The organism is Exiguobacterium sp. SH0S1 (assembly GCF_004337165.1).
Lineage (GTDB): Bacteria > Bacillota > Bacilli > Exiguobacteriales > Exiguobacteriaceae > Exiguobacterium > Exiguobacterium aurantiacum_A.
The window spans coordinates 401965-416506 of the sequence record NZ_SJVC01000002.1; the positions used below are offsets into that span (position 1 = coordinate 401965).

Genomic DNA, 14542 nt, shown 5'->3' on the forward strand with positions numbered 1-14542 from the left:
GCGAACACTTACACAAATGCTTCTTTGAATCTTTTCCCCGGTTTCGCGACTGAATAACAATGACTCAAAATTATCCAGTTCGCTTAGTCGCTAAGAATAAAGCGATTACACATCCACCCCTTACTTTTTTCACAACTTAGCCGATATAAAGGAGACACCTCTATTCTACATATGATGAAAAAGGAGATTTTTGAATGACACTCTTCCGTAAACCGAAAAAACCTGATTATACCGCATCAATCGCTTTCCCTGACGCAACGACCATCGCACAACCATCAGACAAACGCCTGAGCGGACGCGCGCATTATATGGGCTATACGTCGACTCAAGTCGAACGACTTCAAGCGATGGCCCCACTCGTCGAATCCGTGCTTGATGACGTGTTAGAAAGCGTACTCGACCATTTGATGTTGCAGCCTGACATGGTCAAGATCGCCAACGCTTCATCGACGCGCGAGCGTTTGAAAAAAGTATTCGCCGACTACTTCCGCAGCTTGTTGACGGGTCGGATCGATGAGAAGTTTCTCGCCATGCGTAAACGCATGGGACAGACACACCATAATTTCTCGGTACCGGTCGTCTGGTTCCTCGCGACGTATTCTGCCTTCAACACGTTGCTCGTCCCGAAAATCGTCGAGCACTATCAACACGACCCGGCGGCGATGACCGAGTCGTTGCTCGCGTTGTCTCACGCGATGAATTTAGACGCTCAAATCGTGACCGAGCAGTACGTCGACGCCAGACTCGGTGAAATCGAATCGGCAAACGCGGCCCGGACCGACTTGTTGACCGATATCGGTCGTGTCAGCACAGAAGTCGCGACGACGATGGAACGGACCGGCGCCGCCATGTCCGAGACGAGCGACCGGGCCCACCAAGTGTTGTCTGAAACCGAACAGACGGAGAAGATGAGCCGTCACTTGATGGAACTGACGCAAACGAACGGCAAACAGATCGAGCAGATGGAGACGGAGTTCACGCAATCGGCGACATACGTCGACGCCTCGCTCGAGCGCATCACAGCACTCAAAGACGGCTCGCAAGAGATCGTCAGCATGACCCGCAGCATCGAACAGATCGCCAACCAAACGAACTTGCTCGCGTTGAACGCCTCAATCGAAGCGGCCCGGGCCGGTGAGCACGGCAAAGGCTTCGCCGTCGTCGCGACCGAAGTCCGGACGCTCGCCGAGAACGCCAAACAGCTCAGCAGCCAGATTAACGTACTCATCCACGAGAACGAGACGAACATCGCAGCCCTGCTCGACCAGATGGGACAAATGCATCGGACGAACGACGAGGCGATGCGTCAGTTGAATGCGGTCAAAGTCGGCTTCTCGACCGTGAAAGACGAGATGGGCAACTACGTTCTCTCATTCGAGCGCAACAAGCAAGACCTCGGACAGATGGTCGAGACGATCTCAGCCATCAACGAGACGACGCAAGGACTGTCTCACCTCACGTCTTCACTGCTCACAAAATCCGAAATGTAAGTAAACGAAATCCGGGCCTGGTCGCTGACCAAGCCCGGATTTGTTTCATTGTAAGATTGGTTCGGGTACTTCGATCGGCTTCAGTGAGCGATCGAGCAGCTCGACGACGTCGAACGTTCCGACCGTCTCATCGACTTCTTTCGCTTTCGTACCGTCCGAGAGCATCGTCAAGCAGTACGGACATGCCGAACCGATGACCGTCGGCTTCGTCTCGAGCAACTGCTCGGTCCGAGCGACGTTGACACGCGTCCCGACTTTCTCTTCTTGCCACATGAGTCCGCCACCGGCTCCACAACACATGCCGTTCTCGCGGTTACGTGCCGCCTCGACGAGCTCGACACCTGGAATCCGTTCGAGGACGAAACGCGGTGCGTCATAGACGTTGTTATAGCGGCCGAGATAGCACGAGTCATGGTAGACGACGCGTTCGTTCACGGCGAAGTCCGGCTTGACCCGTCCCGTATCGAGCAGTTCGGCGAGCAGCTCGGTATGATGGTACACTTTCACACCAGTCAGCCCGAAGTCCGGATACTCGTTTTTGAACGTGTTGTACGCGTGCGGGTCGACTGTGACGATTTTCGTGACGCCGTATTTCTCGAACAGTTTGATGTTCGCTTCGGCGAGTTCTTGGAACAATAGTTCGTTCCCGATTCGGCGCGGCGTGTCCCCTGAGTTCTTCTCCTCGTTTCCGAGGATGGCGAACGAGACACCGGCCTTGTTTAAGACACTCGCGAAGCTTTGGGCGACTTTTTGGCTACGGCTGTCGTAAGAGCCCATCGCCCCGACCCAGAAGAGAAATTCGAACTCTTCTCCCGCTTTCTTCTTCTCTTTGGCAGTCGGGATGACGAGCTCTTCCCGGTCTTTGCGCCAGTTTTCGCGCTCTTTCCGGTTCATGCCCCACGGGTTGCCTTGGCGCTCGATGTTCGCGACCGTACGTTGCGCCTCAGGGTCCATCTTCCCTTCCATCATGACGAGGTAACGGCGAAGGTCGATGATTTTATCGACGTGCTCGTTCATGACCGGACATTGGTCTTCACAGTTTCGGCATGTCGTGCACGCCCAAATCTCTTCTTCCGTGATGACGTTGCCGATCAACTCATCGGCGACGAGCATGTGCCCGTTTTGGGCCGCGGCCGCGATCTCCGCACCTTGCGTGTTTTGGAACATGAGGGCCGGTGCCCACGGTGATTTCCGCGTGATGGCCGCCCCTTTCATGTTCATATGGTCACGCAGCTTGACGATGAGATCCATCGGCGACAGCATCTTGCCGGTACCGGTCGCCGGACAGACGTTCGTACAGCGCCCACACTCGACACAAGCGTACAAGTCGACGAGTTGCTTCTGGTTGAAGTCCTCGATTTTGTTGACACCGAAGACGACTTCTTCGTCCGACTCTTCCGCGTCTTCCATCGCCGAGAAATCGACCGGCGCGAGACGGCCGACTTTGTGCGTCCGGCCGAGCCAGACGTTTAACGTGCCGGCGATCAAGTGGGCGTGCTTGCCTTGCGGGATGTAAATCATGAAGCTGAGCAAGAACATGAGGTGTAGCCACCAGAAGACGACGAACAAGGCGAAAGCGACGCCCCCAGGTACCCAAGCGAACGCTGAACCGATCAGTGTCGCGACCGGTTCGCCCCACATCGGCAGCTCTTCTTTATAGACGAGATAGAACCCGTTGCCGAACAAGACCGATACCATGAGCCCGCCGATGAAGATGAGGGCGAGGCCGGCCATAAAGTTCCGCTTCAAGCGCACAAGTTTCTCGACGTAACGGCGGTAGAATCCCCAAACGACCGCGACGAGAATCATGAGCATGACGATTTCTTGCATGAACGTGAAGATCGGATAGACCGGTCCGAGCGGCACATGCGGGAAGCGTGTCCCGACGGCGAGCCCTTTCCAGATGAAGTCGATGGCCCCGAACTGGACGAGGATGAACCCATAGAACATCATGACGTGGATGATACCGCTCTTCTTATCCTTCAGTAGTTTCTTTTGACCGAACACGTTGATCATGACTTGTTCGAGCCGTTCCTTATTCGTTTGGCTCCATTCTGCCTTCTTCCCAAGCTTGATGAACGTATAACGCTGATAGACGAGCGTCGCGAACAAATACAGTCCATAGCCAAGAACGAGCAAGAATAGAATCCAGTTGACGATTAAAAATGTCGACATCCCCAAAACTCCCCCTTATGAAAACGGATTCAATCTTGAGTTCAGTATAACAAAAAGTGAATGAACAGTCATTCATTTTCTTGTTGGAATCAAAAGTCGAGCACATGTTTCAAGAACAACAAGATGCCGCCGTAGCCGAAAACGGCGAGCACGAACGTCCGGAAGTGGAGGTTGCGGTCGGCCGGCAGCTCGAACTTGACGATATTGAGGATCATCGCCCCGGCGACGAACGCGAACAGGAGCGCCTCGACGTGCGTCGCGAGATCGATGAAACGAGCGAACAAGCCGCCAACGAGAATCCCGCCGCTTAAAAAATAACGGCCTTGCGTCAAATAACGTTCCCCGTAGTGACGGTACAAGTCGTGACCGACAGCGAGGAAATGGACACCGAGCGCGGTCGCATAAAAACTACGTGCCACAAACGTGACCGATGTCGCCGTGACGACGTAAGCCGAGAACGACATGTATGCCGTCAGAAGCGTCACTTGAAGCCAATACGACACGTTCCGGTCAATCGTCTCGTCTTGAAAGTACGGTGTCCGCACGAACCGCATCGTCCCGTAGAAGACGGTGAAACCGAGCAGACTGACGACGTAAATCTCTGACGGCAAGGCAAGGTCGAGCCAGTTGACTTGAAGCGTATCTTGGCGCTTGTTGAGCGATGGCAGTAAATACATGAAAAAATACGTGATGGCGATCCCGCTCGAAAATGAGAACCATTTTTTAGACGGTACCCGGTCGCGTGGAAACAAATAAATCCCAAAGAAATTGATGAGCACTAAATACACGACAATCCAGTTCGCCATCCCATGTCACCCTTTCAGTTCAATCCAAAATCGCTCGACGACGGTTCCATCTTCTTCGGTATACGGTGTGTCGGCGACACCCCCGTTGTTCAAAATGACTTGGCGAGAGGCGACGTTCTCTCGGTCACACGTGATGAGCGCCCGCTCAATCCCGAGTTCCTTCGCTTTCTCGAGCGCGAGACGTAGCTGTTCTGTCGCCAAACCGCGTCCGCGCGCACTCGGCTTGATGCCGTAGCCGATATGTCCCCCGAAGTTCAACAGGTGGGCGTTTAACTCATGGCGAATATTCGCCGCCCCGAGCAACTCGTCCCCGTCCGTCAACCAATACGTCGTGCTCGGCACCCAACCGTCCTCAATCTTTTCACGGTCTTCTGCGTCAAGTAGTCGTTTGACGTAGGCGTCAAAATCGCTTGTATCTTTATTAATCGTCGTCGGGACGATGTTGCTTCCGTCCTCTTTCCATTCGCTTAACAGGGCAAGAACTTGGTCTTGCTGTTCGACTGACGTCTTCACGAGCCGTAACATAGCATTTCCCCCCTAATTATATGTATAGAAAAGACCGCAATGCGGCCTTAGTCTTCGAGTCCTAATCGTTTTGGCATCACGGGTGCGAGTTGTTTCGCTTCGTCTAAGCGACCGGCTTCGACGAGTGTGTGGAACCGCAAGAATTCCTCATGCTCAGCGTCACCGATTGCCGCCAAGTAGTCGATATAGCGGTCGTACACCGATTTATCTTCCGATCGCGCCTCGATCAACGCGATATAGAGCCGGACCGTGTCTTCTCCGTACAGGAGCGGGAACTCGTCGTTCAATTGGAGCAACTTGTCGACCGCGTCCATATCGACGCCGGTCTCATTGTCATAATGACCGATGACTTGTTCGGCATGGTCTTCGAGGCGGCCTCGCCATTCCTCATACTCTTCCTCGTTCGTCTCGAGCATCTCGAACCAATCCTCGTTCAACATCTCTTCAATTTTTTTCACACGTTCTGTAAAATTCATGTCGTTTCTCCTCCTTCAAACGTCCAAGCGACGTCGACTTCATAGTCGCCCGCCAAGTCGTCGTTCATTGCCAACTCGTAATGGAAACGGCAGCGGCCGTCCCGGACATCGAGCCGCACCGTTGTCGTCGCCATCGTCATCGACATATATGGATTTTTGTATAGGCTTTGTGTCAGCCGTCCTTCAATGAAGGAATGGTTCATCTCGATCGGTCCTTTACAGATGAGGGCGAGCCGCCCAGTCGTATATTTCAACGTCGTCGGTACGATGCCGTCCTCACGCTCTTGGTCGAACGTCAAGATGAAGCCGGTCTTTAATTCATAGTAGAGACCGTCGGCATGGAGCTCGATCGGTTCATCGACCTCACTGACTTTCGTCGTCTGCCGGACACGGACCCGTCGTGGTTCAATTGCCATGGTGATTCCCCTTTCCGCTGTCTCATCGTACCATATCTCCTAAACGGTCCGGAATCGCTAACTTTTTCTTTCCCGGTTCGCGCGCGCCTCACACCACAAAAAAGACAGGGTTTCCCCTGTCTTTGAGTCAGCTCAACTTGTAGACGCGTCCTTCGAACGGCTTCAAGTGGAGGAGCATCGTCTCATCATGCGCGTCGAGCGGCATGTTCTTCAAGACGACGTCGTCTGAACGAAGCATGATATCCGTCGCGAAGATCGCTTCTTTGCCCGTCAAGTTCGACATGACGAGGTATTGCGTGTCACCGAGCGTCCGTGTGTAGGCGTAAATCTCCGGATGTTCCGGCAAGACGATATCGTACTTGCCGTAGACGAACGTCTCGTCGTCTTTCCGGAGACGGATCATCTCTTTATAGAAGTTGAGGATCGAGTCCTCGTCCTCGAGCTGCGCGTCGACGTTGATGTCCGGATAGTTCGGGTTGATGCCGAACCACGGTTTCTCGGCGAACGTGAAGCCGGCATTCGCGGCGTCGCTCCATTGCATTGGCGTCCGTGTGTTGTCACGTGACGAGTTCCACGTGATCTCCATCATCTCTTCATGGCTCTTGCCGTGCTCACGTCCGATATAGTAACGGTTACGTGTCGCGATGTCGTCGTACTGGTCGATCGAATCGAACTTCACGTTCGTCATCCCGATCTCTTGGCCTTGATAGATGAACGGTGTCCCTTGCATGAGGAAATACATCATCGCGATCGACTTGGCGCTCTCTTTCCAGTAACGCTCATCGTCGCCCCATGACGACACGGTCCGTGTCTGGTCGTGGTTCTCGACATACAAGGCGTTCCAGCCGTCTGCCTCGAGGCCTTTTTGCCATTTCGTCAAGACGTTCTTCAAATGGACGACGTCGAGTTTCGACTCGGCGTCTTCACGCCAAAGACCCATATGCTCGAATTGGAACACCATGTTCATCTTGCCGTCCTTCTCACCGACCCAAAGGTGGGCGTCGTCAGGCGAGACGCCGTTCGCTTCACCGACCGTCATGATGTCGTGTTTGTTGAACGTCTCGTCACGGAGTTCTTCCAGGTAGCCGTGAATACCGTCGACGTTCATGTGCATCTCGAACGACGGCACGAAGTCGAGGCCTTCCGGGTTCGGAAGATCGCCGAACGACGGGTGTTTACGGATATGGCTGATGGCGTCGACGCGGAAACCGTCGATGCCTTTGTCGAGCCACCAGTTGATCATGTTGTATATCGTCTGGCGCATCTCAGCGTTCTCCCAGTTGAGGTCCGGCTGTTTCTTCGAGAAGACGTGCAAGAAATACTGTTCGGTCGTCTCGTCGAACTCCCAAGCCGAGCCGCCAAAGATCGACTCCCAGTTGTTCGGCTTCGAACCGTCGGGCTTCCCGTCGCGCCAAATGTACCAGTCACGCTTCGGATTGTCTTTCGAGCTCTTCGATTCGATGAACCACGGATGCTCGTCTGACGTGTGGTTGACGACGAGGTCCAAGAGCAGCTTCATGCCGCGCGCATGGACTTCTTCCAAGAGACGGTCAAAGTCTGCCATCGTCCCGAACTCGTCCATGATGTCCTCATAGTCACTAATGTCATAACCGTTGTCGTCGTTCGGCGACTTGTACATCGGGCAAATCCAGATGACGTCGACGCCGAGGTCTTTCAAATAATCGAGTTTGTCGATGATGCCTTGAATGTCACCGATCCCGTCACCGTTCGCGTCGTAAAAACTGCGCGGATAGATTTGATAGGCGACGGCTTCTTTCCACCAATTTCGTTTTAAAGTTTTTGTCTGTTGGTCACGTTGTAAAAGTTGCATATCTCAATAAGACTCCCTTGTCTCTAAACTTACTGCGCATCCTATATACTTATCCTAATATCAGTGCTATTTTTTCTTCTTACGGCTAGCGCAATCGTTTGCACGATTACAGTAAGTTTATCTTACCAAAAATCATTCGCCGACACAAAGAAGTTTTAAATAGCTTGCTCACCGTGTACCCTACACGATTTGAAAACCAATTGAAAGCGAGGCGACTCATATGATTCGTTTGGCCACCGTGGCCGATGTATCTCCCATCGATACGCTTATTCTAACGAAAGCGATGGAGTTTAAAGCAGCCGGAAAAACGCAATGGCAAAAATATTTAAAGCCGAGTCGGACCGATACTGTGACGTATGACGTCACGAACGGGACGGTGTACGTATATGAAGAGAACGACACCATCATCGGGGCGGTCAGTCTGATCCCGCCGACGTCGTGGGACGAGAACTTATGGAACGACGCCGACACAGCCGTCTACGTGCATCGCCTCGTCGTCGACTCGCGCCATAAAGGAAAACAAATCGGTACTCAATTGATGCGTCAGGCAATGGCCGGGGCAAAACGGATCCGGCTCGACTGTGTCGCGACGAACGGATTTTTGAACGACTATTATCTTCGCTTCGGCTTCAGCTACGTCGGCGAACGCGACGGTTTTTCCTTATTTGAAAAACAAGCTTGACCTTGACGTGACGTCACGCTTTACGCTGAATTCAAGGAGGTGAGGCTTATGTATTCGATTCAGCAGCTCGCGAAGCTCGCCGGGACGACGCAACGGACACTAAGGCATTATGACGCGATCGGTCTGCTTGTACCGCTGCGCGACGACAATGGATATCGCCGCTATGCAAAACATGACGTCGACCGTTTGCAGACGGTTCTGTTCTATCGGTCGCTCGACTTCTCACTCGACGCGATCAAACACTTACTTGAAGCCGATTCGTTCGACCGGGCTCAGACGCTCGAGCGCCAAGTCACAGCGTTGCGCGAGAAAGCGGCTTATTTTGATATGCTCGCCGACACGGCCGAGGCGACACTCACCTCACTCAAAGGAGGACTTCCCATGGAAGACAACGCATTGTTCAACGGACTGTCGTTTGACGAACTCAAGGCACACGAAGCAAAACATGAGACTGAAGTACAAGACCGTTGGGGCGACAGCGAGGCGTACCAATCATCTTTCGAGCGTGCCAACCAACGCTCGAAAGATGATTGGGAAACACTCAGCCAAGAACAGATGAATCTCGTCAAACCGCTCGTCGACCTGTTCCGAGCGGACGTACCGATTGAAGACGAACGTGTCCAAGCCGTCGTCAAAGCGAACCATCAGTTCATCCATACCAACTTCTACGACTGCTCGCTCGACATGTTCAGTGGACTCGGGCACATGTATGTCATGGATGAGCGGTTCACGATGTTTTACGACAAGTACGCGACCGGGCTTGCCGTCTACTATAACGACGCAATCCAACATTACTGCATCAAAAATAGCTGAAAGGCCAAAGCGAACTCGCTTTGGCCTTTACTCTGCCGTCCGTCGATCATATACGTCCTCTTCGAGCATCGATTCAATTTGACGACGCAAAAGCGGCAGTGCCGTCACAAGTTGAAGGTAAGGATACGTCGCAAAGTTATCGGTGCCACCGACATACAGGACGGACCGATCGAGTACAGTCCAGCCTCTGTCGCCCCATTGTTCGATTCTCACTTCACAGACGTCAGGCTTAGCGCGAAACGCCCAGTACGCTTCAAGTTGTCCTTTGGCCATCGAAGGGCTGACCGTTAAAATCGGACAGTCAAGACGGTGCAGTCGGCTCATGTCGACGGGTCCGGTCTCGTGCAAGATCACGAGTTGTGGTTGTAAGCGATCAAGCCACATCATCGTTCGGGCGTCATTCAGTGACGTGACACGCAACAGATGATGCGATGGAATCGGATTGTCGTTCAGCGGATAACGTGCTTGTAACTCTCGGACGCGCTGACGACTGAATCGGCACATGAGCGGTGACATAAAGCGAACGTATGATTGACGCATCCACTCGTTGATCGAGTCGGGCCGCACTTCAGCCGGACCGTCTTCTTTGATCACATGGGTCACCCCGAGATTCCGGATCGCCTGGTACACATAAGTCGAAGTCGGATCCTCGCCGATACATAAGACGATCGGACGCGTCATAAGCCCTCCTCCTTCCCTCTCTTTGAAGCGTCATCGTCTGTCTGGTCTGTAAATTCTGGCCCCATCGCCGAAAGCGCTATGTCAAAAGAACCGAACATCTGTTGGATATCTTTAAGCGCCGGTCCTTTACCGTCTTTTTTTGCCATATTTCATAACCCCATGGCGAGAGGACGGCCAAATCCTCACTCGCTTCTTTCAACGCCGATAGAATATCTTGTTCCGTGAACGCTTTACGCGTCGACAATCCGATTTCTTCAAGTGCTTGCGTCCAAGACCCGAAGCGCCGAACGACTTTTGTGATACTCGGACGTTGGTTCGCTTTCGCCCATTTCGCATACGTCGTTGAATTAAATGGTTCGATTTCATCGCTCGCATCGAGCAACGCTTGAATAATTTCAATCTTTTGGTCTTTTGCCATCATCCCGAGTAGATCGGCCTCGATCAATGCGACCTTCCAAGACCCAAACTGGATGACAACTTCCGTGAGCGTCGGAGCATCATGGTCATGCGCCCATTTTCGGTAATCGGCACTATTGATCGAGCCAAGATCCTTCGCTGCCCGGCGAAGCGTTCGCAACATTTCCGACTTCGTGAAACGCGGCATCTGGTTTTCAAACCCGACGAGCCGCAGCACGTTCGCCCACGAACCATACACCTCTAACAGTTCGAGTACGGTCGGTCCGCCGTTCGCTTGTTGCCATTGCTGGTACATATGGATTGTGAGACGACCGTCATCGGCGGCCGTCCTCAACTGGTGAATCACTTGTTTCTCTTCCATGCCGCCTCCCCCTTTTATATGCGACGACTCATCCCACTTCACGAGCGCTAATTTGCGCAAATAAATTGATTTGCCGTGTCAAAATTTTCGATTCATCGAACCGTTCCTCGACGACTTCGCGACCTCGGCGACCGTATGATTCGATCCGATCTGAATGCTCGATGAACGACTCCATCGCCTCCGCGAGCGCTTGCGGACGGGCCACCGGGACGAGGTATCCCGTCTCTCCGTCAATGACTTCTTCTCGACAACCGCGGATGTTCGTCGCGATGACCGGAAGACCTGACGCCATCGCCTCTAAAATGGAACGGGGGAGCCCTTCCCGATAAGACGGTAACAGAAAGACGTCATGACGGTTGAACAAAGAGGGGGTGTCTATGACGTATCCGACGTAATGAACGTTCGGATTGTCTACCAAGTGAGCTTCAACGAGTTTGGCGGTCTCTTGATCCCGCTCATTCGACAGCAACTCTCCGGCAATCGTGAGTGTCGCTCCCGGATGACGCGCAGACACTTCCTGAAACGCCTCGAGTAGATCGAGGATCCCCTTTTCTTTAACGAGGCGACCGACGAACAGAAACTTTAACTGCTTCGGGTCAACTGTTTTTTCAAGCGGTTGGAATCGAGTCAAATCAATCCCGTTCCCGAGATGAAGCAGACGGTCATCGCTTTTAAATTGTCGGGTCTTGGCAAGCGAATAATCTTCCTCACTTTGGAGCAGCAGCCAGTCGGTCGCGAGTGCGGCAAGCGATTTTTCGAGCCAAAACACGAGTTCATAGGCGACCCGGCTCATCCGTTCATGGAAGTAAAAGCCATGGGCCGTGTACAGAATGTGTGGGGTGCGGGCGATTCGGGCCGCAACCCGTCCGAGCGCGGCCGCAACCGGCGTATGGACATGGATCGCGTCATACTTCTCCCGTCTGAGCAAGGCGACGAGCCCTTGAATCGTCTGCACGTTCCGCTTCGGATGGAATTTGCGATCGATCGGCAGCGTATGGATGACCCAACCTTCCGCCCGCAACCGGTCCGTCCGGTCACCGTAGGCACAGGCGACATCGACTTGGTGCCCTTCGGCTTTCAGCGACTCGATGAGCGGACGCAACAGGACGTCAGCGGTCACGTCGACCGCGCAGAATTGAAGGATCTTTAAAGGCGCCATAAGTGGACCTCCTCTGGCTTCGTCGCTCGGTTTAAGATACCTTTTAAATCCATGACGATCCCTCGTCCCATCTTCAACTGACGTTCGGCGATTTTCCACCCGGCACTCACGAATTCATCGTGTGAGACGGCGTAGATGACGACTTCCGCCGGCTTGAGCTCATGGTACGGTTTTACTTGGATCCCGTATTCTTGTTCGACTTCCTCATGGTGGACGAGCGGGTCGTACACTTGCACCTCAAGGCCGAACTCCTCGATTTCCCGCACGAGTGTCGCGACTTTTGAATTACGGATATCACTGACGTTCTCTTTGAACGACATGCCGAGCACGGTGACCCGTGAGCCGAGTACCGGCATGTTTTGACGGATCATCGTTTTAATGAGCGACGTGGCGATGAAGCTGCCCATCGTCTCGTTGATGCGCCGACCGGCTAAAATGACCTCAGGGTGATAGCCGAGCATCTCAGACTTCATCGTCAAATAGAACGGGTCGACCCCGATACAATGGCCACCGACGAGTCCAGGCCGGAAGTTCAGGAAGTTCCATTTCGTACCGGCCGCTTCTAACACTTCAAGCGTATCGATGTTCATCCGCTCGAAGATGATCGCGAGTTCATTCATCAATGCGATGTTCAAGTCCCGCTGCGTGTTCTCGATCACTTTCGCGGCTTCGGCGACTTTGATGGACGAAGCGCGATGCACACCGGCATCGACGACCGTCTCATATACGGCTGCGACGATATCAAGCGTCTCCTCATCCTCGGCGGCGACGACTTTCTTGATCGTCCGGAACGTGTTGACCCGGTCCCCTGGATTGATACGCTCTGGCGAATAGCCGACTTTAAAATCGATCCCGGCCCGTAGACCCGACTCTCGTTCGAGCAGCGGGATGCATTCTTCTTCCGTCAGTCCAGGGTAAACGGTCGACTCGTAGACGACAATCGCCCCCGGCCGTAGGTGCTTGCCGACGGTTCGCGTCGCGCTACAGATCGGACCGAGGTCCGGCTGATTTTGTTCGTTGATCGGCGTCGGTACGGCGATGATGATAAAATCCGCCTCTTCAAGCTGTGACGCGTCGGTCGTATATGCGACTGAGGCGATTTCAAGCGATTCCCGCTCGACTTCTCGCGTGCTGTCGAGATGACCGTTCAGTTCGTTGATGCGGGCCTCATTAATATCAAATCCGATGACGTCTCCGACTTCTCCGAGCGCGACCGCGACCGGGAGACCGACGTACCCGAGTCCGACGACGGCGATATGGCGATTGGCAATGGTTCTTCGTGCTGTCCGTGATTCTGAGATGAGTTTGTCCATGTCCATCTGCCTCCAGTTATTGTGAAATTTGATTCATCAACTTTTCGACGACGATGACTTTTCCGTTCGGGCCTCGAGGAATTTGTTTGACCGGCGTCAACGTAATCTCGACGCCGTCTCCGACGAGCTCTTTCAATCCCCGTCGAAGCACTTGTTCATGCGAAGAGGTAAAGCGATTTGGGTCTTTGATGTAGCGCATCTCGATGTGATGCAAATCGAACTGCCGAAACTGGACTTGAATGACCGAGTTCGGGAGCTCGCTGACAATCGTCGTCAAATCCCCTTCATAGACTTTGAGTCCTTTTGGCGTGACGATGAAATTCGATTGCCGTCCCTCGATCGATTCGACATACGTCCCGCCTTGACCGCACGGACAAGTCCCTTCCCCAAACTTCATCCGGTCCCCGATCCGGTAGCGGACGAGCGGTGTGCCGTGGGTCGTAAAGCACGTGACGAGAATTTCGCCGTCCTCCCCATAAGGCTCGATGACCCCTGTCTCGTGATGAAGGTGCATCCGTCCATGACTGCATTCGCTCAAAATCGGTGCCCCTTCGGACGAGGCGTATTGGTCGAACACGGGCGCGTTGAACGCTTCTTCAAGCAACGACCGTCCAAACGCCGTGATCGTCTCTGACGTCGGGAACAAGGCGATCAGTTGGAAGTCGAGTTTGATGTTGTGCGCTTTAATGTATGAGGCCAGGTCGATCATGGCGGACGGGGCGCTATCGAGAACGCTTGGTTTGAACCGATTCAGTTCTGCGATATAGTGCGGGATATTCTCCTCGGTCAGATGGAACAACGACAGCAGTAGTTGATTCATCGGACGATTATACCGCCAAAACACGGGTGCCGCTTGATCCGGTTCACAAATGACGCGTCCCGTGAAACTGGCTCGTTTCATCCCTTTTTTAAAGCCGTGTTGTTCTTTAAAATAATCCAAATGGGCCATCCGGATCTGATAATCTTCTGCTGTGAATTTCACTTGGAGCGACGCACCGGTCGTCCCGCCTGTCTTGCCGATAATGTCTGTCTTCACGTGCGAGTAGATGGCCGGGGTCGAGCGGACCGTTTCCTTCTCGAGTATCGGAATCTGTTTTAGATCTTCAATCGAGTGGAGCGGGAGCGATACGCCGGCCTCGTCGAATAACTGACGGTAATAGTCATTGTTCGCTTCGCAAAATGCTAAAAAGTCATTGAGTCGTCGAAGCTGGTCTGCTCGAACGGCCGCGTCATCCATCGGACGGTTGCGTAGTGCGGCAAGCTCCTGCTCGTACGCTTTCCCGTAACGCTCTTGTGACAACTTCAAGCCATAAAGTGACGTCATCCAGTTTTGAAGGCGGATTGGCGCCTTAAAATATACGTCCCGCAACGCGAAGATCGCCATGATCGAACTCCCC

Annotated in this window: 14 protein-coding genes; 3 read left to right on the forward strand and 11 right to left on the reverse strand. The window is 53.4% G+C overall.

Annotated features, from left to right (window positions below; all coding sequences use genetic code 11):
* Positions 1 to 194: 194 nt before the first annotated feature.
* The gene (locus EVJ20_RS08750) at positions 195 to 1490 is read left to right on the forward strand and encodes a protoglobin domain-containing protein (protein WP_070328221.1); all 1296 of its coding nucleotides are present in this window, start codon (positions 195 to 197) and stop codon (positions 1488 to 1490) included.
* 45 nt (positions 1491 to 1535) lie between these two features.
* On the opposite strand, the gene EVJ20_RS08755 is transcribed toward EVJ20_RS08750, so the two are convergent.
* The 6 genes from EVJ20_RS08755 to EVJ20_RS08780 all read right to left on the reverse strand — a co-directional run bounded on the left by EVJ20_RS08755 (position 1536) and on the right by EVJ20_RS08780 (position 7719).
* Positions 1536 to 3665 (reverse strand): (Fe-S)-binding protein, encoded by a 2130-nt coding sequence (locus tag EVJ20_RS08755; RefSeq protein ID WP_131507922.1) that lies wholly within the window; start codon positions 3663 to 3665, stop codon positions 1536 to 1538.
* 89 nt (positions 3666 to 3754) lie between these two features.
* Positions 3755 to 4471: a hypothetical protein gene (locus tag EVJ20_RS08760; RefSeq protein WP_131464626.1), complete on the reverse strand. Its 717-nt coding sequence runs from the start codon at positions 4469 to 4471 to the stop codon at positions 3755 to 3757.
* Positions 4472 to 4477: 6 nt separating this feature from the next.
* A complete protein-coding gene (locus EVJ20_RS08765) occupies positions 4478 to 4996 on the reverse strand; it encodes a GNAT family N-acetyltransferase (protein WP_070328225.1) in 519 nt (172 codons plus the stop codon).
* 47 nt (positions 4997 to 5043) lie between these two features.
* Positions 5044 to 5472 (reverse strand): hypothetical protein, encoded by a 429-nt coding sequence (locus EVJ20_RS08770; RefSeq protein ID WP_131464628.1) that lies wholly within the window; start codon positions 5470 to 5472, stop codon positions 5044 to 5046.
* Positions 5469 to 5888 carry a DUF1934 domain-containing protein gene (locus tag EVJ20_RS08775; RefSeq protein ID WP_070328227.1) on the reverse strand — a complete coding sequence of 140 codons (420 nt, stop codon included), beginning with the start codon at positions 5886 to 5888 and terminating at the stop codon, positions 5469 to 5471. Before EVJ20_RS08775 ends, EVJ20_RS08770 begins: the two co-directional genes overlap by 4 nt.
* Positions 5889 to 6015: 127 nt before the next feature.
* The gene (locus EVJ20_RS08780) at positions 6016 to 7719 is read right to left on the reverse strand and encodes a glycoside hydrolase family 13 protein (RefSeq protein WP_131490248.1); all 1704 of its coding nucleotides are present in this window, start codon (positions 7717 to 7719) and stop codon (positions 6016 to 6018) included.
* 220 nt (positions 7720 to 7939) lie between these two features.
* On the opposite strand from EVJ20_RS08780, the gene EVJ20_RS08785 reads away from it, so the two are divergent.
* On the forward strand, positions 7940 to 8401 hold the full coding sequence (locus tag EVJ20_RS08785; protein WP_236633456.1) for a GNAT family N-acetyltransferase: 462 nt from the start codon (positions 7940 to 7942) through the stop codon (positions 8399 to 8401).
* A 48-nt stretch (positions 8402 to 8449) separates the two neighbouring features.
* Positions 8450 to 9214: a MerR family transcriptional regulator gene (locus EVJ20_RS08790; protein WP_131507924.1), complete on the forward strand. Its 765-nt coding sequence runs from the start codon at positions 8450 to 8452 to the stop codon at positions 9212 to 9214.
* A gap of 27 nt (positions 9215 to 9241) precedes the next feature.
* Here EVJ20_RS08790 and EVJ20_RS08795 read toward each other — a convergent pair whose 3' ends face one another.
* From EVJ20_RS08795 to EVJ20_RS08815, 5 genes are all read right to left on the reverse strand, one after another.
* Positions 9242 to 9895 (reverse strand): hypothetical protein, encoded by a 654-nt coding sequence (locus EVJ20_RS08795; RefSeq protein ID WP_071398399.1) that lies wholly within the window; start codon positions 9893 to 9895, stop codon positions 9242 to 9244.
* A gap of 76 nt (positions 9896 to 9971) precedes the next feature.
* A complete protein-coding gene (locus EVJ20_RS08800; protein WP_131504946.1) occupies positions 9972 to 10673 on the reverse strand; it encodes a hypothetical protein in 702 nt (233 codons plus the stop codon).
* Positions 10674 to 10701: 28 nt separating this feature from the next.
* Positions 10702 to 11832, reverse strand: coding sequence for a glycosyltransferase family 4 protein (locus tag EVJ20_RS08805; protein WP_071398401.1), 1131 nt, complete (start codon positions 11830 to 11832; stop codon positions 10702 to 10704).
* Entirely contained in the window at positions 11820 to 13151 is a 1332-nt protein-coding gene (locus tag EVJ20_RS08810; RefSeq protein ID WP_131464634.1) for a nucleotide sugar dehydrogenase, read from the reverse strand. The genes EVJ20_RS08805 and EVJ20_RS08810 overlap by 13 nt, the downstream gene beginning before the upstream one ends.
* A gap of 10 nt (positions 13152 to 13161) precedes the next feature.
* Positions 13162 to 14529 carry a phenylacetate--CoA ligase family protein gene (locus EVJ20_RS08815; RefSeq protein ID WP_131507926.1) on the reverse strand — a complete coding sequence of 456 codons (1368 nt, stop codon included), beginning with the start codon at positions 14527 to 14529 and terminating at the stop codon, positions 13162 to 13164.
* Positions 14530 to 14542: the final 13 nt, after the last annotated feature.